The sequence below is a fragment of the Morganella psychrotolerans genome (assembly GCF_001676155.1).
GTDB classification, from domain to species: domain Bacteria; phylum Pseudomonadota; class Gammaproteobacteria; order Enterobacterales; family Enterobacteriaceae; genus Morganella; species Morganella psychrotolerans.
Map to the genome: position 1 here is coordinate 219519 of NZ_LZEW01000023.1, position 26019 is coordinate 245537.

Sequence of the window (26019 nt, forward strand, 5' to 3'; positions counted from 1 at the left end):
TGACCGGGCGCATTATATAACAGAAAGACAAACGGCACTGTAAAGTGCCGTTTTGCATTTCCGGGTAAGTAACTCCCGGATAAGTAATTTCCGGCTGAATAATTGTGCAGAAAATTACTCTTCCAGCAGTGTCACATGCCCGATATACGGCAGGTGGCGGTAGCTCTGGGCATAATCGATGCCATAACCCACCACAAATTTATCTTCAATTGCATAACCCACCCACTCCACCGGTACATTCACTTCACGGCGGCAGGGTTTATCCAGCAGAGTGCAGATAGATACAGAGTTCGGGCCGCGCAGAGAGAGAATATCGCGCACACGATGCAATGTATTACCGGAATCAATAATATCTTCCACGATCAGCACATCTTTGCCACGGATATCTTCATCCAGATCTTTGACAATTTTCACATCACGGGTGGAGGATGTGCCGCTGCCGTAGCTGGATACGGTCATAAAATCCACTTCATGCGGAACATCAATTTTACGGCATAAATCAGCCATAAAAATAAAAGAGCCTTTCAGCAATCCGACTAAAACCAGATCTTTATCGCTGTGACGATAGTGTGCGGAAATTTCACTGCCGAGTCCGGCAACACGCTGCTGAATCTCCGCTTCGGAGATCATTGTATCTAAGGTATGTTTCTTCATGATTTTTTTGCCGTCAACGCTACGCTGTTACAGTGGTTCAGTATTAAACAGAAAGGAATTTCTACCCAACGTCATTCAAGGTGCAGCCAACGAACCTGCAGTCTGAATGAATAAGGGTATAATACTGGTCAGAAAGCGCGTTAGTTTAACATACCCCGGACAAATCCGCGATAACGGGCGGGAGAACAAAACGCATCTGCGCCATATAATGACGCAGATGCGGAATGTACAAAAATAAATCAGGCTGAAACCGTAAAGCCCGTCATCATCCCTGTGTCCTCGTGCTCCAGCAGATGACAATGCGCCATGTACGGATGTGCATTGGTTGCAGGATGATCAAATTTCACCAGAACTTCGCTGACATCACCTTCGATACGGACGATATCTTTCCAACCCTGCCGGTGTGCTGCCGGTTTGCGTCCGCCCTCACTGAGGATACGAAAGCGCGTGCCGTGAATATGGAACGGATGCAGCATCATGTCGCCCACACCGGAAATAACCCAGCGCTCCGTTTGCCCCTGTTTCACATCAAACGCACTTTCTGTCATTGAGAACGGCAGACCATTAATACTGTTCGCATTCATCATATCAATGTTTCCGGAGCCGCTGTTACCGCCGCCGTGCATTCCGTGGCTCATGCCTTTCATGCCGCCGCCCATATTGCCATGGCCACCCATATTGCCCATGCCGCCATGATTACCCATACCGGCCATTGCCTGCTGACCGTATTTATCTGTCAGCATCATCATGCCCTGCATATCAAGGCGCATATCCATCATCAGACGGAACTCACGTACCGGCAGACGGGAGGCATCAATCAGCACCGGTATTGCCGCCAGAACATCCGGCAGTTTACCGCGTGCGGCATCAAGTGTCGGACGGACAGCCAGCACCGGCAGCGGGTTATCAAACGGAGCGAGCGTCATGCCCATCTGGCGTACCGGCAGAGTGATAATATCAAACGGCTGACCATCTGAGGTATCCACCAGCACTTCAAAACGCTCTCCCATGAGGATCGGTAATTCCTGTACTTTTACCGGTTCACCCAGCAGACCGCCGTCACTCGCCACCACATACAACGGACGCCCGTCACTGGCGGCTATCCGCAGGCTGCGGGCATTGCATCCGTTGAGCAGACGCAGGCGTAACCAGCCGCGCGGCGCCATATGCTGCGGATATACCGTGCCGTTCGTCAGCATCATGTCGCCGAACCAGCCGACTGCCGCTGACATCACATCGAGCTGATAATCAATTTCGCCGTTTTCTTTCAGGCGCTTATCCTGTAATACAACGGGGATATCATCCACGCCCCACTGATTCGGCAAGCCGGTGGTGGCGGAGTTTTCATCTTCAATCAGTACCAGCCCCGCCAACCCCATTGCGACCTGATACCCGGTTTTTCCGTGAGTATGCGGATGGAACCAGCAGGTTGCTTCCGGTTGATCCGGGGTAAAATTGACTGTCCTGGTTTTACCCGGCTCAATAATCGCCTGCGGACCGCCATCCTGCTCACCGCTGATTTCCAGCCCGTGCCAGTGAACCGTAGTGGCTTCCGGTAATTTATTCACAATATCCACGGTGACTGGTTTACCGCGTTTCAATTTCAGCGCAGGTCCGAGCAAATCGCCGTTATATCCCCATGTCGGTGTGGTTTTTCCGGCAACAAAAGACATCTGTCCCTGCTGAATGTTCAGTGTGATTCTTTGTGCATTATCAGAGGTTAAGAGTGGAGGGATCCCCAGGGAAGGACGGTTTTCAGCGGCAAAAGCAAACCGGCTCCATGCCGGCAGCATCGTGGCGGCACCTAAGAATACGCTATATTTCAAAAAATCACGTCGTTGCATGATATGCTTCCTTTATCATCAATAATGATATGCTGTTATAGCAAGGCTAAACCCTGACCTAAGGGCAAGGTCAATATAATGCCACGCTGAAAACAAGGGCTTTACACCACTTTAGTCAGACTATTAAATTCACGACAAAACTATTAAAATCTTCACCTAAACTGACAAGCGTTACCGGTACACTACCTTTATGAAAATATTACTTAGTCTTTTTATCAGCTTTGCATTGTTGCTTTCCTTTCCTGCGAAAGCACTGACGCCGTCACAGGCTGAAGATCTTGCCGGGCTGACGGCTGTTTTTATCTATCTGAAGAATGATTGTGGCTATCAGGATCTGCAGAATGCCCGTATCGAAAAAGCCATTTTATTATTTGCACAAAGTAACCGCTGGGATATGAGCAATTACAACATGAAAGAGATGGCAAAAATGAATAAAGAGAATTATCTCGATATCAAAGAGATCAAGCTCTCAGAAAACTATAAATGCACCGCTCTTGCCCGCGATTCACTCTCACTGCTTGCCTACGTAAAATAATCGGCCTGCCGGTTGCCGGTAAATTGCCCGCAACCGAATCGGTTTAGCTGTAAAAAAAAACGCCGTATAGCTGATTTCTGCGTGAATCCCCTCGATTATCATTCACTATATTGATATAACCTTTATTCAATTTCCCCCTCTCTGACTGATAACACACTGTCCGGACATGATAAAAATAGCGCTCATCGATGACCATGTAGTCGTACGGTCAGGTTTTGCACAGCTCCTGACTCTGGAACCGGATATCACAATTGCCGGACAATATGCCAGTGCCAAAGAGGCATGGCCGGAACTGACCCGCCTGAATATTGATGTGGCTATCATGGATATCTCCATGCCTGACGAAAACGGGTTACAGTTACTGACCCGCCTGCGTGAGCATAAGGCGGCTTTCCGCACGATCATTCTGAGTATTTACGATACACCCGCTTTTGTGCAGAGTGCGCTGGATGCAGGTGCGGCTGCGTATCTGACCAAACGCTGCGGTCCGGAAGAACTTGTACAGGCGGTGCGTTCGGTACATAAAGGCGGCTGTTATCTGTGTGCGGATGCAATGCGCGCGCTGCGCCAGTCGCCGCCGGAAAACCGGGCGCTGAATGAACTGACTCCGCGTGAGCGCGAGGTTTTTGACCTGCTCGTCGGCGGAATGAGTGTCAAAGCCATTGCGGATAAACTGACACTCAGCCACAAAACGGTGCATGTTCACCGTGCCAATGTGCTGGGAAAGCTGCACTGTGACAACACCATTGATCTGGTTCATTTTGCCCTGGCGCATCATCTGATCGCGGGACAATAACCCATGAGCCGCAGTGCGCGTCTGCTGTTACAATCTGTCTTTCTGCTGTTTACCTATTCACTGACCTGGATAGGACTTTGGATCATCAGCTTTTATCTCAGCCCGGACAGTATGCTGTCCACCTTATTTCTGCCGCAGGGATTACGCCTGGCACTGATGATCCTGTTGTGGCGCCGCTTCTGGCCGGTATTATTGCTGTCTGAATTATTGCTGAGCATCTGGTTATCGCAGGAACAGCTGATGCCGCACACCGCTATTCTGCTCTCCCCGTTACTGAGCCTGCTGACCGCCTTTGCCGTACAGGCTATCTGGTGGCGCTACACACTGTACTGGCAGCGGCTGTTACTGCTGCTTGCCGGTGTCGGTATCAACAGTATTCTGCACACAGTCCTGTTCGGTCTGCTTACCCCTCTGAGTGTCAGCCAGGTGTTTCTTACCAGCTTCACCGGCGGCATTCTGCTTACACCTTTTGTGTATCTGATTTATGAATATCTCCATGAACAACATTTCCGCCTGATCCTTGATTATGGCTCGCCTGATCCGCAACTGCGCACCTCACTGCTGATGTGGTGTTTTCTTTTCTGTCTGGCGGGGCTCAGCGCACAACTGTTTTTCACCCCGGAGATTGAGCGCCTGCTGGTGCTGCTGGTGTTTATCCCGAATGTCTTTATGGCCTACCGCTACGGCTGGCAGGGTGGCGTGTTATCAGCACTGCTCGGCAGCCTGATTATCACTTTTGCGCGGCAGTTTAACGGCGCATTTGCTGATCTTCAGGAATTACAGATGTTTATGAGTACCCAGGCACTGATTGGTATCGGACTGGGGATTGCCATCAGCCGCCAGCAGCAGTTATCGCGCAATTTGCAGCGCTACCGGGAACGGCTGGAGCAGGAATTACAGGCGCGGCGTGACCTGATGCAGAAACTTGTACATACGGAAGAGGATGTCAAAAAAGCGATTGCCCGCGAGCTTCACGATGAAATCGGACAGAATATTACCGCCATTCAGATCCAATCCATGCTGGTCAAAAAGACAGCGCCTGATCCGCGCAGTTGTCAGGCGGCCGCACAGATAAACGAGCTGGCACAGAAGATCCATCAATCCACCCGCCAGTTACTGCGCGAACTGCGCCCGCCGGTACTGAATGAAATGTCACTGGAAGATGCCCTGCGCCACCTGATTGCGGAGTTTGCCTTCGGGGAAAACGCCATTCAATGTGATTTTCATTATGAGCTGCAACAGGCGCCGGAAAACGAGACGGTTTTGTTTACGCTCTACCGGCTTGTTCAGGAATTGTTAAATAATATCAGCAAGCACGCCGGAGCAACCCATATTCTGATCTCACTGAAACAAACACGTGACACGATACAGCTTCATGTGAGCGATAACGGCATCGGAATACCTGATAACAAACGCAGCGGCGGCTTTGGTCTGCGCGGCATTGAAGAACGGGTGCAGGCGCTCGGCGGCGACTGGACACTGACCACCAGCGGCGGTACCCGAATTATTGTTAACCTGCCCACATTTTCTGATGAAAATACTGAAAACTAAGACTAATTCCTAGTCATCTACTACCTTATCTCATCCTTTTCATTGACAGATTGATTACATTTCTCATCCTGAGCGGGAGCATCTATGGATAAAACGTATCATTTTTGGCGCAACAAACTGATGTTATCGATGATTATCGGTTACGCCACGTTTTATCTGACCCGAAAAAGTTTCAATTTTGTCATGCCGGTTATGCAGGCTGAGTTATTTCTGGATAAAAGCGACATAGGCTGGATAGCCACGGCGTTTTACCTCAGCTACGGTATCTCAAAGTTTTTGTCCGGGATTTTTCACGATATTACAGGCTATCGCTGGTTTATGGGCGCGGGGCTGTTTATGACCGGCGTGCTCAATATTGTATTTGCCTGGTGTCTGTCGTTTCCTGCATTGCTGATTGTCTGGACACTGAACGGCTTTTTTCAGGGATGGGGCTGGCCGCCGTGCGCCCGCATCCTGACACACTGGTATTCGCGTAACGAGCGCGGTTTCTGGTGGGGATTATGGAATATCTCCATCAACCTCGGCGGCATTACCCTGCCGCTGCTGACCGCCTGGCTGGCAACCCGGTACAGCTGGCAGATGGCACTGATTGTGCCGGGGATTATCGGGATGGTGACCGGTCTGTGGCTCAGTACCCGGTTGCACGGCACGCCGCAGGAAGAGGGGCTGCCGACAGTCGGACAATGGCGGCATGACCCGTCAGAGCTGCGCCAGGAGCAGTTATCGCCTCCGCAGCCGATGCTGACCATTCTGAAAGAGACGATTTTATGTAACCGGATGATCTGGTTACTCGGTTTTTCCTACATTCTCGTTTATCTGATCCGTATGGCGATAAACGACTGGGGAAACCTCTGGTTATCTGAAACACACGGCGCAAATCTGCTGAGTGCCAATGCCATATTGTCACTCTTTGAGTTAGGCGGATTGCTGGGTGCGGTCTGCGCGGGATGGGGGTCTGATATTTTGTTCCGTGGTCAGCGGGCACCGATGATCCTGCTGTTTTCCTTAGGTTTATTTGTTGCTGTCAGCGCCTTATGGTTAATGCCGATTCATCACTACGGGCTGCTGGCAGTATGTTTCTTTAGTATCGGCTTCTTTGTATTCGGGCCGCAAATGTTAATCGGGCTGGCGGCGACAGAATATTGCCATAAAAAAGCCGCCGGCACGGTAACGGGCTACCTCGGTCTGTACGCCTATTTAGGGGCGGCAATGGCGGGGTGGCCGCTCGCTCAGGTCATGGCACATTACGGCTGGCAGGGAATGTTTACCCTGCTGACCAGTGCTGCGGCGCTGACGGGATTACTGCTGATGCCTCTTCTGATTGCTAATGTCAGCAAACGGGAGCATCTGGCAGGCTCTGTTTCACTCTCCGATGACAGAACCCTATAGAAGGAATGAACTGATAATGAAACTTAACACCCTCTCTGCTCTTGTTGCTGCCGGTTTATCGCTGGCGGCTGTTACCACCTCAGCTAACGCCGCCGGTCGTCTGGTTGTTTATTGCAGCGCAACCAATGCGATGTGTGAAGCCGAAACCCAGGCATTCGCCAAAAAATATGATGTTAAAACCACGTTTGTCCGCAACGGTTCCGGCAGTACGCTGGCAAAAATCGAAGCTGAAAAACGTAACCCGCAGGCTGACGTCTGGTACGGCGGTACATTAGATCCGCATTCACAGGCGGGTGAAATGGATCTGCTGGAGCCTTACAAATCCCCGAACTTAGATCAGATCATGCCGCAGTTCCGTGATCCGGCCAAACGCAAAGGTAACTACTCTTCCGCCGTTTATGTCGGGATCCTGGGCTTTGGTGTGAATAAAGATCGTCTGAAAGAGAAAGGTCTGCCGATCCCGACCTGCTGGAAAGATCTGACCAAACCGGAATACAAAGGTGAAATTCAGATTGCCGACCCGCAAAGCTCCGGCACAGCATATACCGCACTGGCAACTTTTGATCAGTTATGGGGTAATGCACAAGCCTTTGATTACCTGAAAAAACTCAACGGTAATATCTCCCAGTACACCAAATCCGGTATTGCCCCGGCGCGTAACGCCGCCCGTGGTGAATCCGCCATTGGTATCGGCTTCCTGCATGACTATTCTCTGGAAGTGGAAAACGGTGCGCCGCTGGAATTAATCGCACCATGTGAAGGAACCGGTTATGAAATCGGCGGGATCAGTATCCTGAAAAATGCCCGCAACATGGACAACGCCAAACTGTTCACCGATTTTGTGCTCTCCAAAGAAGCACAGGAAATCAGCTGGAAAGAGGGTAAATCTTACCAAATCCTGACCAACACCACGGCTGAATCTTCACCTATGTCACTGAAACTCGCTGACCTGAAACTGATCAATTACGATATGGATAAATACGGCGACGCCGAAGTCCGTAAAAGTCTGATCAACAAATGGGTCACTGACGTCAAAATGAGTAAGTAATGTTGTCCGCCGTGCGGTGATCTCCGCACGGCGTTATTCCCCGATTACTTAATATTGCTGTTAATTTTATAATAACATTGCTCTAACTCATTCAGCTGGCAGGAAGGCGGCAAATGAAACAAACCGGTGAGCTTACACCAGTAAGTGATTCGGATTGTGAATGAAGCCAACGCACCTGCCGGTTGAATGAGGACGAGCAAGGGAGATTTCTATGTCTCAGACCCTGACTCTGTCTGCTAAACAGGGACGGGATACCATCTTCTTATGGTTACTGATAGCGTGGCTGGGCTTTGCTCTGCTGCCATCATGGAGCCTGGATTATGGTTTAACCGACTCCACACAAGATGAAATTCTGGCCGCTTACGGCTGGAACGGTCTTAACATCAGCTGGCTCTGGTATCTGCTGCCGTCAGTGCTGTTTTTCCGTCCGCTGACACCGGCGTCCCGTAACCAGCGGAGCCGGCACTACACCGATATCGCCATTGCAGCACTGACCTTAGTTGCCACTATTCTCAGCGCAATATGGGAAGGTAAAGGACTGGGTTACTCTTCCATTGTGCTGTTTATTTCGCTCGGCATGATAATGACCCTCGCCCTCAAACGGCTGGAATGGCTGGGTGGCGATCAGTTTGTTATCGGCTCACTGATTGCGGTTGTCGCACTGATTGCGCTGTTTATTGTCTTCCCGAGTGTCGCGATTTTCATCCCGATGTTTACGGACAATAACGGAGATTTCGCGCCTTTCGCCTTTGTCGCGATCCTGACACAATCCCATATTGTGCAGGTTATCTGGAACTCCGTAATCCTCTCCCTTGCCGTAGGTGCGGGATGTACTTTCTTCGGGCTGATCCTCGCTATTTATACCACCCGAATCGCCAAACGTTCTGCCATTGTCGGTCGTATTTTCTCTATTCTGCCGATTGTCACCCCGCCGTTTATTGTCGGGCTGGGCGTAACACTGATGATGGGACGTTCCGGGTATGTAACCGAGTTTCTGGCGACTTATGCCGGGCTTGAAAACACCAACTGGCTGTATGGCTTCACCGGTATCTGGCTGGCACAAGTGCTCGCCTTTACGCCGATGTCCTTTATGATCCTCGACGGCGCTATCAAAACTATTCATCCGTCACTGGAAGAAGCCTCTTATACCCTGCGCGCCAACCGTTTTCAGACTTTTTTCAACGTCTTTATGCCACTGCTGAAACCGGCGCTGGCGAATGCGTTCCTGATTGTTATCGTGCAATCACTGGCAGACTTCAGTAACCCGCTGGTCCTCGGCGGTAACTTTGATGTACTCGCCACACAAATCTATTTCTATATCACCGGCTCCCAGCTCGATTATCAGGCAGCAAGTACCCTGGGTGCATCCCTGCTGGTCTTCTCCCTGCTTATCTTCTGTGTGCAGTATATGTGGATTGGCAAGCGCTCTTATGTCACGGTTTCCGGAAAATCTTATCGTGGTGATGTACAACCATTACCGGCGGCGCTGGTCACCTTTGTGACGGTTTTCCTGGCAATCTGGGTAGTCTTCAACCTGGTACTGTACGGCAGCATCTTCTACGGCAGCTTCACAGTGAACTGGGGCGTGGATTACACCTTAACCCTGGATAACTTTGTCAAACTGTTTGGTCAGGGCATGAATGACGGCGCGTGGCCTTCACTGCTGGATACCCTGCTCTACGCCGGTATTGCCGCACCAATCACGGCGGTTCTCGGTCTGCTGATAGCTTACATTGTGGTGCGCCAGGAGTTCCGTGGTAAGAAAACTATCGAATTCACCACTATGCTTTGCTTTGCTGTACCGGGCACAGTGGCAGGGGTTTCTTATATTCTCGCCTTTAATGATTCACCGTTTTATATCACCGGTACTGCCGCTATCGTCATTATCTCAATGACTATGCGTAACGTTCCGGTCGGAATTCGCGCCGGTATCGCCGGTCTGGGGCAGATAGATAAATCGCTGGATGAAGCCTCACTCAGCCTGCGCGCGGGATCAATGCGGACTATTTTCCACATCCTGCTGCCGCTGTTGCGCCCGGCTATTCTCTCCGCGCTTATCTACAGCTTTGTCCGTGCGATAACCACCGTCAGCGCCATCGTGTTCCTCGTCACACCGGACACCCGCGTGGCAACCGCTTACATCCTGAACCGGGTGGAAGACGGCGAATACGGCGTGGCGATTGCGTATGGTTCAATTCTTATCGTCGTGATGCTGGCGATTATCTTCCTGTTCGACTTTTTGATTGGCGAAGCCCGTGTTTCACGTTCCAAAGCCAAAAATGCACAGTAATCACGGAGTAACCGACATGACACAACGTAGTTTTGTTGAATTAAAAAAATGTGACTAAACGCTTTGGCACCAACACGGTCATCGACGATTTAAGTCTTTCCATTCCGCAAGGCAGTATGGTCACACTGCTCGGCCCGTCAGGCTGCGGTAAAACCACGGTACTGCGCCTGGTAGCCGGTCTGGAAAAACCGACTGAGGGGAAGATGTTTATTGATGGAGAGGACGTAACTGATCGTTCCATCCAGCAGCGTGATATCTGTATGGTGTTCCAGTCTTATGCCCTTTTCCCGCACATGTCCCTCGGGGATAACGTCGGTTACGGGCTGAAAATGCTCGGACGCCCGAAAGCGGAGATCAAAGAGCGCGTGGAAGAGGCGTTAGAGATGGTCGACCTTTCCGGATTCGGCGAACGCTTTGTCGATCAGATCTCCGGTGGGCAGCAGCAGCGTGTCGCGCTGGCGCGTGCATTGATCCTCAAACCGAAAGTGCTGTTATTTGATGAGCCGCTGAGTAACCTGGATGCCAACCTGCGCCGCAGCATGCGGGAAAAAATCCGTGAATTACAGCAGCAGTTTAATATCACCTCTCTTTATGTCACCCACGATCAGAGCGAAGCGTTTGCTGTTTCTGATATGGTGCTGGTGATGAATAAAGGGAAGATAATGCAACTGGGTTCACCGCAGGAACTGTACCGCCAGCCGGCATCGAAATTTATGGCAAGCTTTATGGGGGATGCCAATATCTTCCCGGCCACATTAAGTCATGATGCTGTGGAGATTTTTAATTACCGCCTGCCGCGTCCGCCGCAGTTTGTCACAGATAAAAGCAGTGTCACGGTAGGGGTTCGCCCTGAAGCAATTACCCTGAGTTTACAGGGTGATGAAAGCCAGCGCTGTACCGTTACGCATGTTGCTTATATGGGACCACAGTATGAAGTAACAGTGGACTGGCACGGACAATCAATGCTGCTGCAAATCAATGCCACTCAATTGCAGCCGTCTGCGGGAGAGAGTTTGTTCCTGCAAATACATCCGTACGGTATGTTTATATTGGAAGAAAAACAGTAAGTTATACTTCACCAATGAAAAAACCGCACCAAAATGGTGCGGTTCTTTTAGCCACTGCTTACGTTTATTTATTTTTTATAACTGTAACCGGCTGAGAAGTTCTCGCGTGCCTGATCCTGCGCGGCATCAAAGAATTTTGCCACTTCTTCTGCGGTTTGTTTCGGCAATTTTTTCGCGGCGTGCTGAATACGACCCAGTGCTTCTGTCGCATCAGAACGGATTTTATCCGTGTTCTGCTGTGTCAGTTTACCAAAGCGTTTTTTCACATCACCATTCACAATAACGGTATCCACCCCGGACGCCGTGGTCTGTAATACAACAGAGCCCGCCGGATAGCTCGATGGTACAAAGGCTTCTTTCTGAGAAACAATCACGATATCGGCTTTTTTACCTTTGGTAATTGAGCCGATCTCTTTCTCCATCCCCATCGCTTCCGCACTGCCGTGTGTTGCCCAGGTCAGCGCATCGCGTACGCCTAAACTAATTTTTGTCGTGGTTTTTCCGGTACGGTTTGCTTCTGCCTCAGAATCCATGCAGCGCTGGAATTGCAGCCCCAGACGCATCTGCGAGAAGAGGTCGCCTGAACCAACACACACGATGTCACTGCTCAGACCCGGTTTGAAGCCGTGATCGATACTGGCACGGAACGGCGGACGCCCCATCCCCATCTGCATTTCGGTTTCCGGCGCGATAGAGACTTTACCGCCGGTATCTTTGAGGATTTTCCACTCGCTGTTATCCAGAGAAGTACAGTGGATATGTAAATGTCCCGGTTTCAGCAGGTTATTGTGTTGCAGCTCATGCAGGCCTTTGAGCAGGATTGATTTTTCTGCCGCCCCGGTGTGAGATGCTACAAAAATACCCAGTTCATTTGCCAGTTCGATCTCTTTTGCGGTATCTGCAAACGGCAGTGTCCCGAAATCACTCAGCAGGACACCCATCTGGTTCAGGGTTTTATTGCCGGAGCCATAATATTGCTGATGCATCTGTTTCATCACATCCAGGCGCTGCTGATGGCTGCGGAAACGGTTCGGACCTTTAAAGTCATACGCCTGCATACCGTAGGCATAGATACTGCGGATCCCGGATGCGCGCAGGGATTCAATTGCCGCCGGTGCGTGATCAGGTGAGTTCACACAGTCGCAGCAGTCGAGAATAGTTGTTACACCGGCATTCAGTGCTTCCACTGAGCCAACCAATGCCGCCATACGAATATCTTCTGCTTCCATCACGGAGCCGATACCATAAAACGTGGAGCCAAGAAAGCCCGCCAGTGACATATCTGCCGAGATCCCACGCAGCAGAGACATCCAGGTGTGGCGGTGACTGTCGATAACACCCGGCAGAATAATGCCGCCATCAGCATCAATCAGTTCAGCATCCACACCGGCAAATTTTGAAACCGGACCCACATCAATAATTTTGTCGCCATCAACCAGCACTGCGCCGTCTTCAATATCCCCGTATTCCTCATCCATAGTGATGAGATAGCCGTTATAAATCAGCTTTTTACGTTTATCAGTCTTAATATAGGTTTTGTTTTTATCATCCGCGCCTGTCAATACCGGGTTACCACCGGCCAACGCTGAGTGACTGCCGATAGCCCCGGCTGCCAGCCCCATCGTCCCGATCCCGGCATTTTTCAGAAAAGATCGTCTTGAAGGATCCTGCGCTTTATCTGTCATTTCGTTATTACTCCGCTTATCGCACTGTTAGTTATCAACGCACAAGTAAGTTTGTACTCACCAGTACACAACGGGATTCTAACAAGAGTGATTCGTATTCTCCAGTACATATTGTGTTATTTAATATATATACCCAACGTCATTCAAGATGCAGGCAGGCGGCAAAGGAAGATAGACGGGGAACATAGATAAGCTATGTTCCCCGGCTGGCTGAGCGCGGCCAACGAACCTGCAGTTTGAATAAATAAGGGTACAGGCCGATACCGCACACAGTTTTTACTATGATATTTCTTTATACTGATGACTGTATTTTTTGTATCAATATCAGGGATAAAATGATAATACCGCAGGTAATTAACGGATTTATCAAAAGAATATCTATTCTGATTCTGTGCGGGATGTTGAGCGGATGCGGGATATTTTATGGTGCGATGTGCGGCAGTTCTATCCTGTTCACACCTTCGGAGTCTGTAACAAAAATCACGGTTCCGGATGCAACAGTGGCTCAGCCTTATGATCACCTCATTGAGGTTGCCCCTCACTCCGGGATGATCCCCTTTGATGTCACCGGTAAGCCGGAATGGATGACAGTCACGCTTTTATCAAAAAATGATGCCGGTGAATGGATACCGCTTATTACAGAAGAAGAGTGGCAGACCAGGGTGATGAAGGCGGATACACGTCCGTTGATCGCCGCCCGCCTGCAGGGCACACCGCCTGAGCGCGGAAAGGTTCGGGTAAATATAAAAGGCGTATCCTACCGCACAATGTGCGGTACCTCTGATCCGGTCTATTCCCTGCGCCTGACTATCAAAGAATGATCAGGTTACGGCTGCTCATCCTGATGCGCCCGGTTGTCGGCCAGTGCCTGGTTGATAATTGCTTTTGCCATCCACTGTGTAATATCGATGACTCCGCCATCATCCATCTTCCAGATATCTTTCATCACCAGGAAGACTTCTGAGCCATACACCAATGAAAACGCGCGGATAACTTTGTCCAGCGTGTCGTTATCCACCTGATTTTTCAGCGGCTCCACCACATTTGCCAGAATCGCTTTGCGGTGCCCTCTGACCAGTTTTTTTCTCATCATTAACCAGTGATTTGGCAGAGGCTGAGCGATCCTGCGCCCACTGCTCTAACGACACATACAGCGCGGCACGTAATGCGCCTTCATGTTTAAACATTTGCGGATACGCAAATGCAAGCAACTGTTCCATACGGGTTTGTGTCTCAGGGCTGTCCGAACGCCAGGTCAGAATAGGACCGAGGCTGGCATTTACAGTGGCAGAAATAAGGTCACTCTGTGTCGGAAAATAACGGTATGCCGTCGCACGGGAAACACCGGCATCTGCTGCCAGTTCAGACACTGACGGGATAGCGCCCTGCTCGAAAAGGGTCAGAGCCGTGTTAATAAGTAAATTAAATGTCCTTCTCCGGGTGCCGGAATAAGGCACACCATCATCAGTACAGACCATAACTGATTTATCCTTTAAACAAGCTTTTTGTAAGTTTTTGCGTCGCTATCTTACACAACATCCCCGCCTGCAACACCATTGTGACTATTTTTTTATTATAAATATGATTTAAAGATAGACAAATTGAGACTGATGTCTCAAAATCAGCCAAGCAAAATAATACTACAGTCTCACTTTTGTTATCATGCGTTATCAGACATCCGGTATACCTTTGAGGTTAACAATGACTAACAATAAAGGCGCTATCTATATCGCCACAACGCTTGATACGAAAAGTGATGAAATTTTTTACATCAGCGGGTTAATTCAGCGCACCGGCTTAACCGTACGGACGGTAGATTTAACCACCAAACCCGGTCAGTTAGCACGGGAAGCGGATGTTTGCGCCCGCGATGTTGCAGCATGCCACCCTGATGGTGAAAGTGCTGTGTTTTGCGGCGACCGCGGTCAGGCTATTGCGGCGATGGCTGTCGCATTTGAGTGCTTTATTGCAAAACAACATGATATAGCAGCACTTCTCGGTTTAGGCGGATCCGGTGGAACGGCACTGATTACACCAGCAATGCAATCCCTGCCAATCGGCATTCCCAAACTCATGGTTTCCACCATGGCATCCGGCGACATTTCCGGCTATATAGGCGCAAGCGATATTGCCATGCTTTACTCTGTCACTGATGTCTCCGGCCTGAACCGAATTTCACGTAAAGTTCTCCGTAACGCGGCAAATCAAATTGCCGGGGCGGTTTACTTTTGTCAGGAAGAGCAGGTAACTGATAAACCTGCCATTGCGCTGACGATGTTTGGTGTCACCACACCCTGTATTCAGCAACTCAGTAAAGAGCTGGATACGGATTATGATTGTCTGGTCTTTCACGCAACCGGCAGCGGCGGTAAGGCAATGGAAAAACTGGCGGATGATAAATTATTCGACAGCATCCTGGATCTGACCACGACAGAAGTGTGTGATTATCTTTTTGGCGGCGTTCTTGCCTGTGATGAAGACCGTTTTGGTGCCATTGCCCGCTCAGAAACGCCGTATATCGGCTCCTGCGGCGCACTTGATATGGTGAATTTCGGCCGTCCGTCTACCGTACCGGAGAAGTACACAGACCGGCAGTTTTATCATCATAATGCCCAGGTCACGCTGATGCGGACCACCCCTGCAGAAAATGCAGAAATGGGACGCTGGATAGCTGAAAAACTCAACCGCTGTAACGGTGACGTCATTTTTATCATTCCTGAAGGTGGCTTTTCCGCGCTGGATGCCGAAGGTGCACCGTTCTGGTCACCACAAGCTGACCGCGCTTTTATTGATGCTTTTGAAACTCATTATAAACAAACAGAAAAACGTATTTTACACAAATGCCCGTATCATATTAATGACCCGGAATTTACCCGATTTGTCATTAACCAACACCAGATACTACGGGCAAAATAAGGAGACACACCATGCCACTTTCCCGTGACGCACTACTTAAAAAATTCAATGATATGATCGCACGCGGTGAGCCGATTATCGGTGGCGGTGCCGGTACAGGGTTGTCCGCAAAATGCGAGGAAGCCGGTGGTATCGATCTTATCGTAATTTATAATTCAGGACGTTACCGTATGGCCGGGCGTGGTTCACTGGCAGGGCTGCTGGCTTACGGCAATGCGAATGAAATCGTGATGGATATGGCAAAGGAAGTCCTCCCGGTGGTAAAACATACCCCTGTTTTAGCCGGGGTAAACGGGACAGATCCATTCTGTCAGTTTGACAAATTCCTTGATGAGATCAAAGCGACCGGTTTTTCCGGGGTACAAAACTTCCCGACGGTCGGGCTGATTGACGGGAAATTCCGTGCCAATCTCGAAGAAACCGGCATGGGTTATGCGCTTGAAGTCGATATGATCCGCAAAGCCCATGAAAAAGGGCTGCTCACCACCCCGTATATTTTCAGCCGCGAAGATGCGATTGCTATGACACAGGCGGGGGCGGATATTTTGGTTCCGCACATGGGGCTGACGACCGGCGGTAATATTGGTGCCGAAACAGCAACGACCCTGGATGATTGCATTGACATGATTAATGACTGGACGAAAGCGGCGAAAGCCATCCGTCCGGATGTGATTGTCCTGTGCCACGGCGGACCTATCGCCACACCGGAAGATGCACAGTATATTTTAGAACACTGTCCTGAGTGCCACGGTTTTTACGGAGCCAGCTCTATGGAGCGTTTACCGGCAGAAACAGCACTGAAAGCCACCACTGAAGCCTTTAAAAATATAAAAAGATAGTTATCACTGTTTCATTATTGCGCCTGTATTCGCAGGCAAAAGCCTACACCGGGTGCCTGCAATTTTTGTTGCAGGCATTTTTTTATCTGCGATTTTTCAGCATGGTTTTCAGCTTGTTTTTCAACATAAATAAAAAAACAAAAAGATCTGACTTAGCAAGTCAGATCTTAATTGCATACAATAAACAATAATGATCAGAATGATGTCATCAGAATCAACCTGACCATGAAATGTATTATTATGCTTTCAGGATACGTGCGTTATCAATGATCAGGTTAACGCCCTGACCAATACCGGCAATGGCTTTAACCGGGCTTAAACCAACCGCAGCACCAATACCAGAGCCTAATGTTGCACCAGCCAGCGCAAAGTTGGTGTTTTTACCGGCAACTTTATAAGACACGTCAACAATTGAACCGATAGCCTGACCCATAGAAGCACCATAAGATGAAGTCAGTGCAGAAAGAAGAATCAAACCACCGCTGACTTCATTTAATTCTGTTTGTGATAACGCTTTCATTTTTATTTCCCTATATACTAAAATACTTACTATTTATACCACCAATTGACATGGTAATATGCTTATTACAATATATCCTGCATTGTAATAAAAAATATTATACACATTACAAAATTCAAAAAAAGAAAATCATTACAAAATAAATACAGATTATTATTAAATATTGATTTTAATTTGTTATTATTTTCTTACGTTACAATAAATAATAATGAACACAATGCATTCATTAAGGCGATAAAAAAAAGCCCGAAGAATATATTATATTCATTCAGGCTTTTTCCAAAATTATACTGAGTCAATACACCAGATATTTATTTAAAAATATTCAGAGTAATGAGGAAGAATAATTAAATTATAAACCGCTTTTCTGAGCACGGATGCTACGTGCGTTATTTACAATACCTGTAACGCCGGCACCAATGTTTTTAGTTGCCATGATTGGGCTTAAACCGACAATCGCACCAATACCGCGACCTAACTGAGAACCAGACTCTTTAAAGTTAGTCTGGTAGCCGCCGGACGCGCAACCTGCATCAACGATCCCGCCAATAGCAGAACCCATTGCTGAACCAACAGCACCAAAGATACTGCCCAGGATCAAACCACCAGATACATTGTTAACTTCATTTGCAGATAATACTTTCATTTTTATTTCCTTATAAAATTATATAACAACAACACATCTTTATATTGAATAATTGTTTTTGTTGTTTCACCAAGATAAGAGAGACTTTGTTGTTCCATTCAGGAACGTGATTATTATACTCATAACACAAAGTAAATAAACAAATCTTAATGATTATTTTAAAAATAGAGTAATAATAGTTATAGAAAGTTAACCATGATATTAAAAAACCCGGCGAGCTATAAAAGAGCACCGGGTTTAAATATTAAATAGCAATTAAATACTCAGATTAAATACATAATCGTATTTATCTGATAGCTTACTAAAAAATAAAAATATCAATCTTTACTTTAATTACTAAGCTAATTTCTGGCCACGGATACTTCTGGCGTTCTCAACGATACTGACAACACCCATACCAATACCGGCTGTTGCCAGGATCGGGCTTAAACCAACCGCAGCACCAATCCCGCCACCTAATAAGGCACCGGATTGTTTGAAGTTAGTTTTATAACCACCGGCAGCAGTACCGGCATCAACGATCCCACCGATAGCAGTGCCTAATGCAGCACCAACACCACCAAATACGATACCCAGACCTAACAGACCGCCATTGACTTCATTAATTTCACGTTTTGATAATTCTTTCATAGTGATTTCCTTATGCTATACCATACAGAAACAGGGTCGTTACTATGAGTAAATATGATAAATGCTTACTCACAATACAGAACCGAAAGAAATAAATTTACTTACTGAATAAATGAAAGTATCAACGCTTACATGACTAAATTAAATAAAGCTTTTTTTTCTGACCACGGATGCTTCTGGCGTTATCAACAATACTGACAACACCCATACCAATACCGGTGGTTGCTAAAATCGGGCTTAAACCAACTGCTGCACCGATACCACCACCTAATAAAGCACCAGACTGTTTGAAGTTGGTTTTATAACCACCAGCTGCTGTACCTGCATCAACGATCCCGCCGATAGCTGTACCCAGTGCTGCACCGATACCACCAAATACCAGACCCAGACCTAACAGGCCGCCATTGACTTCATTAAGTTCGCTTTTAGTTAATTCTTTCATTGTGATCTCCTTGTGAAAATACACGTAAATCAAATCCTTTGATTGTGCGTCACTGTTAACTAATAAGCGCCACACTATGCAATATAAACTGAGAGGTATGCTTCCTTTCAGTTGTTCTGAGTATAGTCATAAAATAAGTTAAAACAAATTATCTCAATATTAAAATTCACATAAACACAATACATAGTTAACATCAGATAATAAAAAATAGTAAATTACAATTTAATTTACTTGTGTGACAATAAAACAAAAAAATATCACAACTACATGAATATAAACAAAAAAAGCAAATGCCATAAAAATCAAACGGAATATTCTTAAATAAAAACAAGTACGTTTATTTTATTAAAGAAATAAAAATGGAGTAAGAATAATAGGAGAATTCCCACCAATTAAAATATGAGTATAAATAGCAGATATAAAAAAAGACCTGATTAAATTAAAAATTTAATATCAGATCTTTCTTATAACAAAGATAATATCAGTAATCAGATAAACCAGATATTAATTCTGATTATTCCTGATAATGAGGATATTACTTATATGACGACTAGCGGCGTTTCTGTGCTTTAATGCTGTTTGCATTATTTACGATGCTGACAACACCCTGGCCAATGCCGGCTGTTGCTAAAGTCGGGCTTAAACCAACCGCAGCACCAATACCACCACCTAACATTGCGCCGGATGCTTTAAAGTTAGTCTGGTAACCACCAGCTGCACAACCCGCATCAACAATTCCGCCGATCGCTGTGCCCATAACTGCACCGATGCTACCGATTGCAGCGCCTAAAATCAGACCGCCGGAAACATTGCTAACTTCATTCATATTTAATTCTTTCATTTTGTATTTCCTTATCATATTAAGCAGAGAGATATCCGTAATAAAACAGAAAGAGTCTTTACCTGAAGAAATAAAATAACCAACACTTCTTCAGAAGTCGCCATTATACATAAAACAAAAAAAATCATCATGAATCAGGAAATATTCAGCACTAATAGCTCATTAATAACAAGTCAAGTAAACAAAATGACTATATAATCAATTGAACAGTAGATAAAAGTACGTACAAATGAATATAATATGATTTAAATAAAGTAGAAAACAAAAATCCGCCCTCAGAGAGAAGCGGATTTATAATAAGGCAATAATATTATTACCCGCTTTATTCCGAATAACAGCGTTACACCGAATCAGCGGGATAACATATTATAAATTACAGGCCTTTCTGTGCTTTGATGCTTTTTGCATTACCAACAATGCTGGTCACGCCAAAACCGATACCTGCTGTTGCTAAGATTGGGCTCAGGCCTACAGCAGCACCGATACCACCACCTAACATTGCGCCAGACTGTTTAAAGTTAGTGGTGTAACCACCCGCTTTACAACCTGCATCAACGATCCCGCCGATAGCTGTACCCATTACTGCACCGATACCACCGAATACCAGACCCAGACCTAACAGGCCGCCATTTACGTCATTGGTTTGTTGAGTTGTTAATTCTTTCATTTTTTATTCCTTTATTTTCCGTTCGGAAATGTTATCCCTAACCAGTCGCCCGTCATTCCGGGTCTGGCATACATTACTGCAAGCTAATATACTCACTGTAACGGATGCGGAGTATACACCCTTAACTTCCAATAAAAAGTCACGTTATGTATTTTTCTTTAAAATTAATAATAATCTTAATTAATGCTTTTCACTTAGCATGAAAGGATTATGTTCATATTTAACCTGTTTTTTAAAACATTCATATGTATAAGTAAACTAACCATAACTGAGGTCGTTAAAATTATTACCACAGAAAAACAATACCGTATAAAACACACACAATAATGAGCATGAGAGGTAAAAATTCTTATTTACCCGGATACGATAATTCTGATAATACTAATTATTTATGCCTTTACTCTGTTCCTTCCCTATAAATACGTATATTTTCGGATACGATAAAACGTTCCTGATGATTAAAATAATCACATCAAAGGGATTGAACACTTCAGTAATTTTATTTACTCACCTCCTGATTAAGGATTGGAGTCCATATTGTTCCGGCAGGAAGCTCTCGATAACAGAAAAATGAAATGGCGGGGAAAAGCAATGCTTTTACCCGGTATTCCGCTTTGGATAATTACGGCTGGTTGCTCAGCATTTTTATTTATTTTTCTTCTTTTTATTATTTTCGGATCCTACACCCGTCAGGTGGTTGCGACCGGAGAAGTTACCACTTACCCGCGTGCTGTTACCATCTACGCGAATGTTCAGGGCTTTGTCACAAAACAACATGTCCGTGAAGGCCAGCATATTAAAAAAAGGCGACCCGGTTTATGTCATCGATGTAAGTAAAGCAACCTCCAGCGGGGTTGTAAATGAAAACCAGCGCCGTGAGATTGAAAATCAGTTACAGCGTATAGATACAATTATCGCCCGGTTGGAAGATAATAAACGTGCAACGCTGGATGCCCTGGAAAAACAGAAAAGCCTTTATGTCGACGCATTCCGGCGTTCGACCGGCATCGTTAAACGTGCCGAAGAAGGGATTTCGATAATGAAGCAGAATATGGAAAACTATCGCGGTTACCAGGAAAAAGGACTGATTAACAAAGATCAGTTGCTTAACCAGGTAGTGACTTACTATTCTCAGCAAAACAGTCTGTTAGGTCTCAGCGGACAAAATGAACAGAATGCGTTGCAAATTACCTCTCTGGAAAGTCAGATCTACACTCAGGCAGCTGAATTTGATAACCGGATTTATCAGATGGAGTTACAGCGCTACGAGTTACAGAAAGAGTTGGTTAATACCGACGTCGGCGGTGAAATCATTGTCCGCGCCCTGACAGACGGGCGCGTTGATTCACTGGGTGTGACCGTCGGGCAGATGGTCAACCCGGGTGACACATTGCTGCAAATTCTTCCTGAGAATATTACCCAATACTGGCTGGTACTCTGGGTTCCCAATGATGCCCTGCCGTATCTGAATATCGGCGATGCCGTCAATATCCGCTATGAAGCATTTCCGGCTGAAAAATTCGGTCAGTTCGCTGCCGTAATTGAAGTTATCTCCAAAACACCGGCATCACAACAAGAGATGATGACTTATGCGGGCGCGCCGAAAAATAACCAGGTGCAATCAATACCTTACTACAAAGTCATTGTGCGCCCGGAAAAACAGATGATTGCTTATGACGGACGCGAACTGAGTCTGCAAAACGGGATGAAAGCCAACACTTCCCTCTTCCTGGAAAAGCGGAAGATTTATCAATGGATGGTGTCACCGTTCTACGATATGAAACAAAGTGCTTCCGGTCCGGTTGAGTTTGCAAACGAAAACCCACTGTCCGGCGTGGTTCAGGAAACACAGAAATTAACCAGTCTGTCAGCGGTACAACCCGCACTCAGCCTGTCTGAACCCGTTAATCCGGAGTATTTATCTCAGGATACGGGACCGGAGAATAACGCGGGATCACCACCGGAAACCGGCGGGCCGTCACTGGGTGCCTTCGGCACACCACCATCATCGTCAGCCCACGGAAAGGGAGCGGATAAAACATGACACAACGGACACTAATCTCCGGCCTGCCTGTTGACCGGGAGGCTTCATGAGCCGTTTGTCAATCAAAGGCATCATTGAAAAGCTCGACATTAATATTCGTCAGCGCATTCCGGTTATTCACCAGACGGAATCTTCCGAGTGCGGGCTTGCCAGCCTGGCAATGATTTCCGCGCATTACGGTAAGAGTATCGACCTTATCTCTCTGCGCCAGCAGTTTAACCTGTCAGCCCGTGGTGCAACACTCGCCGGTCTGACAGGTATTGCTTCAGAACTGGGTATGACGACCCGTGCATTGTCACTGGATATGGAAGATCTGCCGAACCTGCGCCTGCCGTGTATTTTACACTGGGATTTCAATCACTTCCTGGTGCTGGTGAAAATAAAAGGCAATCGTTTTGTCCTGCACGACCCGGCATACGGCCGCCGCGTGGTCGGGATGGAAGAGATGTCCCGCAACTTTACCGGGGTTGCGCTGGAAGCCTGGCCGGGCAGTACCTTTACCAAGCAGGAAGTGGTTAAAAAACTGAGCCTGCGCAAGCTTATCGGGAATATTCACGGGCTGAAAAAAGCCCTGCTGAAAATCTTTGCTTTCTCTGTGGTGATTGAAGCCATCGGGCTGATTATGCCGATAGGTACCCAGTTGGTAATGGACCATGCAATACCCGCCGGGGATAAAGGGCTGTTGTCATTGATAGCCATCGGCCTGCTCTTCTTTATCCTGCTGCGCGCCGCCGTCAGTATGTGCCGGGCCTGGGCCACACTGATCATGGAAACGCTGATTAATGTTCAGTGGCAATCCGGGCTGTTCACCCACATGCTGCGCCTGCCACTGGGCTATTTCGAGCGAAGAAAACTCGGGGATATCCAGTCCCGTTTTGCCTCCCTTGATGCTCTGCGATCAACCTTTACCACCAGTGTGGTCGGGGCGATCATGGACGGTATCATGCTGATCGGCGTGTTTATCATGATGATCCTCTACGGCGGACATCTGACCTGGATTGTACTGGGATTTACCACCGCATATATTGCATTGCGTCTGGCAACCTATGGTTATTACCGCCAGCTCTCAGAAGAGTCCCTGATCAAAGAAGCACGTGCCGGCTCCTATTTTATGGAGTCCCTGTACGGCATCACCACAGTGAAAACCCAGGGAATGAGTGAGCGCCGGGGTAATCACTGGCTGAATCTGAAAGTGGATTCCATCAATACCGGTATCCGCCTGACAAAAATGAACCTGCTGTTCGGCGGGGTCAATACCTTTATTATGGCGTGTGATCAGATAGCTATCTTATTGGTTGGTGCCAGTCTGGTTATTGATAACGAGATGACTATCGGTATGTTTGTCGCGTTTGGTGCTTACCGCGAGCAATTCTCGGACAGGGCCGCATCTGTTATTGAATTCCTGTTGCAACTACGGATGATGAGCCTGCACAACGAGCGTATTTCAGATATCGCCCTGAATGAGCCGGAAAATAAAAAACCGGATATCCCGTATGAGGCGCATATGAAAGCCGCCGGACTGGAAACCAAGGATCTGGCCTACAGTTATGACAGCCAGTCACCACCGATTTTCCACAATATTAATATCTCGATAAAGCCCGGAGAGAGTGTTGCGATTGTCGGTACATCCGGTTCAGGGAAAACCACACTGATGAAAGTGCTGTGCGGGCTGTTTGAGCCGACAGAGGGCAAGGTCTTCCTTGATAATATTGATATCCGCCAGCTTGGTGTAAATAACTATCACAAAATGATCGCCTGCGTTATGCAGGATGACAAACTGTTCTCCGGCTCCATCCGTGAAAACATCTGTGGCTTTACCGAAAATCCGGATGAACCGCTGATGATAGCCTGCGCACAGGCGGCCTTTATTCATGATGTTATCACGCAGATGCCGATGGGTTATGAAACACTGATAGGTGAGCTGGGCGAAGGTCTGTCCGGCGGGCAAAAACAGCGGGTATTTATCGCCCGCGCCCTGTACCGTAAGCCGCGTATTCTGTTTATGGATGAAGCCACGAGTGCGCTGGATAAAGACAGCGAATCCTATGTTAACCAGGCTATCCGCCAGTTGCCGATAACCCGCCTGATTATTGCTCACCGCGAGTCAACCATTGAGTCGGCAGACCGGGTCATCAATCTGAGTCAGCCTTCTGAGTGAATGAATAAATAAATAGATGTATACCCAACGTCATTCAGGATGCAGCCAACGAACCTGCAGTTTGAATGAATAAGGGTATATAAATCCCGCCGTCTTACGAATGACGGCGGGATTTCTTTATCTGTATATAGGCAGCAGATTGAAACCCGACAATATATGAACTACCGCGTTAAGTACCCCGAAGCTCAGAATAAGCCAAATCATCGCCTCTCCGCCCCAGACACGGAACTGCGGACTGCCGAAACGTTTACGTGATTCACGGGCAAGCAGTGCAGGCACAATTGCCGCCCAGACAGTGGCTGCAAGACCGGCAAAGCCGATGGCATAAATAAAACCATCCGGGTAAATCAGCCCGCCCAGCATCGGCGGAATAAAAGTTACCCCGGCTGTTTTCAGCCGCCCGGATTTGCTGTCATCAAATTTAAATAAGTCCGCCAGATAATCAAACAGTCCCAATGTCACCCCGAGGAACGAACTGGCAACGGCAAAGTTTGAAAACACAATCAGCAGAAGCTCCAGTCCGCGACTGTGCAGCACACCACTCAGCGCCTGAACAAGAACATCAATATTTCCGCCTTTTTCCGCAATCGGAATAAAATCCGGGCGCGGAATATTTCCCATCGTACCGAGCATCCAGATGATATAAAGCACCAGCGCCATCAGTGTGCCGATAGTCAGACACCGGCGGATCTTACCCGGATCTTTACCATAATATTTCATCAGACTCGGCACATTGCCGTGGAAACCAAAAGACGCCAGACAAAACGGCAGTGTGAACAGAACATAGGGCAGATAAGAGGCATCCGGCTGAGCGACATTCAGTAATACCGCCGGTTTGACATTCCACAGCAGGCCGCCGAATGTCATAAAAAAGGTCAGAATTTTTGCCCCCAGCACAATGGTCGTCATCCGGCTGACCGCTTTTGTGCTCAGCCAGACAATAAACGCCACCACCAGCGCAAATAAGAATCCGCCCATCCGCCCGGGCAGATGAATCCCCATTTGAGAGAATGTATGCCCCAAAATAGATCCGCTGGCTGAAATATAGGCATAGGTCAGAATATAGAGAACAAAGGCAATCGTTATTCCGTTAATAATATTCCAGCCATTTCCCAGAAGATCACGGGTGATAGTGTCAAAACTCGAACCGACCCGGTAATTAAGATTAGCCTCTAAAATCATTAACCCTGAATGCAGCATACAAAACCAGGTGAATACCAGCGCCACAACCGACCAGAAAAACCATGCGCCGGACATTACCACCGGCAGGGAAAACATCCCCGCTCCGATGATAGTTCCGCCGATAATCATTGCTCCGCCAAATACCGACGGCGAAACAGAAGACGCAGGAACAGTAGCCATAAGAGTACCTCTGGTGGCTTAACGTTATGATTATTTTTTGAATTCAGGAGGATGCCGTAACATCCTCCTGTAAGACGACAGGTTTACGTAACAGA

The 26019-nt window shown here is 47.5% G+C and carries 20 protein-coding genes and 3 pseudogenes; 12 read left to right on the forward strand and 11 right to left on the reverse strand.

Annotated features, from left to right (window positions below; all coding sequences use genetic code 11):
• Window positions 1-114 precede the first annotated feature (114 nt).
• Both hpt and cueO read right to left on the reverse strand, forming a co-directional pair.
• Complete coding sequence (hpt, locus tag AYY16_RS14090; RefSeq protein ID WP_190973102.1) at window positions 115-654, reverse strand: hypoxanthine phosphoribosyltransferase; 540 nt, start codon at window positions 652-654, stop codon at window positions 115-117.
• Between the two features lie 239 nt (window positions 655-893).
• Window positions 894-2498: a multicopper oxidase CueO gene (cueO, locus tag AYY16_RS14095; RefSeq protein ID WP_067367843.1), complete on the reverse strand. Its 1605-nt coding sequence runs from the start codon at window positions 2496-2498 to the stop codon at window positions 894-896.
• Between the two features lie 190 nt (window positions 2499-2688).
• On the opposite strand from cueO, the gene AYY16_RS14100 reads away from it, so the two are divergent.
• The 7 genes and pseudogenes from AYY16_RS14100 (at window position 2689) to fbpC (ending at window position 11174) form a co-directional block, all read left to right on the forward strand.
• The gene (locus tag AYY16_RS14100) at window positions 2689-3033 is read left to right on the forward strand and encodes a YacC family pilotin-like protein (RefSeq protein ID WP_067367848.1); all 345 of its coding nucleotides are present in this window, start codon (window positions 2689-2691) and stop codon (window positions 3031-3033) included.
• A 166-nt stretch (window positions 3034-3199) separates the two neighbouring features.
• Window positions 3200-3829 (forward strand): response regulator transcription factor, encoded by a 630-nt coding sequence (locus AYY16_RS14105; RefSeq protein WP_067367850.1) that lies wholly within the window; start codon window positions 3200-3202, stop codon window positions 3827-3829.
• Between the two features lie 3 nt (window positions 3830-3832).
• A complete protein-coding gene (locus tag AYY16_RS14110; protein WP_067367853.1) occupies window positions 3833-5380 on the forward strand; it encodes an MASE1 domain-containing sensor histidine kinase in 1548 nt (515 codons plus the stop codon).
• An 84-nt stretch (window positions 5381-5464) separates the two neighbouring features.
• Window positions 5465-6769, forward strand: coding sequence for an MFS transporter family glucose-6-phosphate receptor UhpC (gene uhpC, locus AYY16_RS14115; RefSeq protein ID WP_067367856.1), 1305 nt, complete (start codon window positions 5465-5467; stop codon window positions 6767-6769).
• Window positions 6770-6785: 16 nt separating this feature from the next.
• The gene (locus AYY16_RS14120; protein ID WP_067367859.1) at window positions 6786-7817 is read left to right on the forward strand and encodes an ABC transporter substrate-binding protein; all 1032 of its coding nucleotides are present in this window, start codon (window positions 6786-6788) and stop codon (window positions 7815-7817) included.
• Window positions 7818-8028: 211 nt separating this feature from the next.
• Complete coding sequence (locus AYY16_RS14125; RefSeq protein ID WP_067367862.1) at window positions 8029-10107, forward strand: ABC transporter permease; 2079 nt, start codon at window positions 8029-8031, stop codon at window positions 10105-10107.
• A 16-nt stretch (window positions 10108-10123) separates the two neighbouring features.
• A pseudogene (fbpC, locus tag AYY16_RS14130) lies at window positions 10124-11174 on the forward strand (ferric ABC transporter ATP-binding protein).
• 68 nt (window positions 11175-11242) lie between these two features.
• Here the strand turns inward: fbpC and AYY16_RS14135 are convergent.
• Window positions 11243-12859 carry an amidohydrolase family protein gene (locus AYY16_RS14135; RefSeq protein WP_082970747.1) on the reverse strand — a complete coding sequence of 539 codons (1617 nt, stop codon included), beginning with the start codon at window positions 12857-12859 and terminating at the stop codon, window positions 11243-11245.
• Window positions 12860-13194: 335 nt separating this feature from the next.
• Here AYY16_RS14135 and AYY16_RS14140 point away from each other — a divergent pair, with 335 nt between their 5' ends.
• Window positions 13195-13680 carry a hypothetical protein gene (locus AYY16_RS14140; RefSeq protein ID WP_067368349.1) on the forward strand — a complete coding sequence of 162 codons (486 nt, stop codon included), beginning with the start codon at window positions 13195-13197 and terminating at the stop codon, window positions 13678-13680.
• Between the two features lie 5 nt (window positions 13681-13685).
• Here the strand turns inward: AYY16_RS14140 and AYY16_RS14145 are convergent.
• Window positions 13686-14337: pseudogene (locus AYY16_RS14145) on the reverse strand (TetR/AcrR family transcriptional regulator).
• A 223-nt stretch (window positions 14338-14560) separates the two neighbouring features.
• On the opposite strand from AYY16_RS14145, the gene AYY16_RS14150 reads away from it, so the two are divergent.
• Window positions 14561-15775, forward strand: coding sequence for a Tm-1-like ATP-binding domain-containing protein (locus tag AYY16_RS14150; RefSeq protein ID WP_067367865.1), 1215 nt, complete (start codon window positions 14561-14563; stop codon window positions 15773-15775).
• Between the two features lie 11 nt (window positions 15776-15786).
• Window positions 15787-16614, forward strand: coding sequence for a phosphoenolpyruvate hydrolase family protein (locus tag AYY16_RS14155; protein WP_067367872.1), 828 nt, complete (start codon window positions 15787-15789; stop codon window positions 16612-16614).
• Between the two features lie 238 nt (window positions 16615-16852).
• On the opposite strand, the gene AYY16_RS14160 is transcribed toward AYY16_RS14155, so the two are convergent.
• The 6 genes from AYY16_RS14160 to AYY16_RS14185 form a co-directional block, all read right to left on the reverse strand.
• The gene (locus tag AYY16_RS14160) at window positions 16853-17134 is read right to left on the reverse strand and encodes a hypothetical protein (protein WP_067367877.1); all 282 of its coding nucleotides are present in this window, start codon (window positions 17132-17134) and stop codon (window positions 16853-16855) included.
• A 352-nt stretch (window positions 17135-17486) separates the two neighbouring features.
• The gene (locus tag AYY16_RS14165; protein WP_067367880.1) at window positions 17487-17780 is read right to left on the reverse strand and encodes a class IIb bacteriocin, lactobin A/cerein 7B family; all 294 of its coding nucleotides are present in this window, start codon (window positions 17778-17780) and stop codon (window positions 17487-17489) included.
• A 336-nt stretch (window positions 17781-18116) separates the two neighbouring features.
• Window positions 18117-18410, reverse strand: coding sequence for a class IIb bacteriocin, lactobin A/cerein 7B family (locus AYY16_RS14170; RefSeq protein WP_067367883.1), 294 nt, complete (start codon window positions 18408-18410; stop codon window positions 18117-18119).
• A 136-nt stretch (window positions 18411-18546) separates the two neighbouring features.
• Window positions 18547-18852 carry a class IIb bacteriocin, lactobin A/cerein 7B family gene (locus AYY16_RS14175; RefSeq protein WP_067367885.1) on the reverse strand — a complete coding sequence of 102 codons (306 nt, stop codon included), beginning with the start codon at window positions 18850-18852 and terminating at the stop codon, window positions 18547-18549.
• 550 nt (window positions 18853-19402) lie between these two features.
• Window positions 19403-19693 (reverse strand): class IIb bacteriocin, lactobin A/cerein 7B family, encoded by a 291-nt coding sequence (locus AYY16_RS14180; protein WP_067367888.1) that lies wholly within the window; start codon window positions 19691-19693, stop codon window positions 19403-19405.
• A 373-nt stretch (window positions 19694-20066) separates the two neighbouring features.
• Complete coding sequence (locus AYY16_RS14185) at window positions 20067-20360, reverse strand: hypothetical protein (RefSeq protein ID WP_067367890.1); 294 nt, start codon at window positions 20358-20360, stop codon at window positions 20067-20069.
• A 537-nt stretch (window positions 20361-20897) separates the two neighbouring features.
• Here AYY16_RS14185 and AYY16_RS14190 point away from each other — a divergent pair.
• Together AYY16_RS14190 and AYY16_RS14195 are read left to right on the forward strand one after the other, a co-directional pair.
• Window positions 20898-22164, forward strand: a pseudogene (locus AYY16_RS14190) (HlyD family secretion protein); the annotation flags it as partial.
• A 286-nt stretch (window positions 22165-22450) separates the two neighbouring features.
• The gene (locus AYY16_RS14195; RefSeq protein WP_067367893.1) at window positions 22451-24562 is read left to right on the forward strand and encodes a peptidase domain-containing ABC transporter; all 2112 of its coding nucleotides are present in this window, start codon (window positions 22451-22453) and stop codon (window positions 24560-24562) included.
• 117 nt (window positions 24563-24679) lie between these two features.
• On the opposite strand, the gene mtr is transcribed toward AYY16_RS14195, so the two are convergent.
• A complete protein-coding gene (gene mtr, locus AYY16_RS14200; RefSeq protein ID WP_067367896.1) occupies window positions 24680-25924 on the reverse strand; it encodes a tryptophan permease in 1245 nt (414 codons plus the stop codon).
• Window positions 25925-26019: the final 95 nt, after the last annotated feature.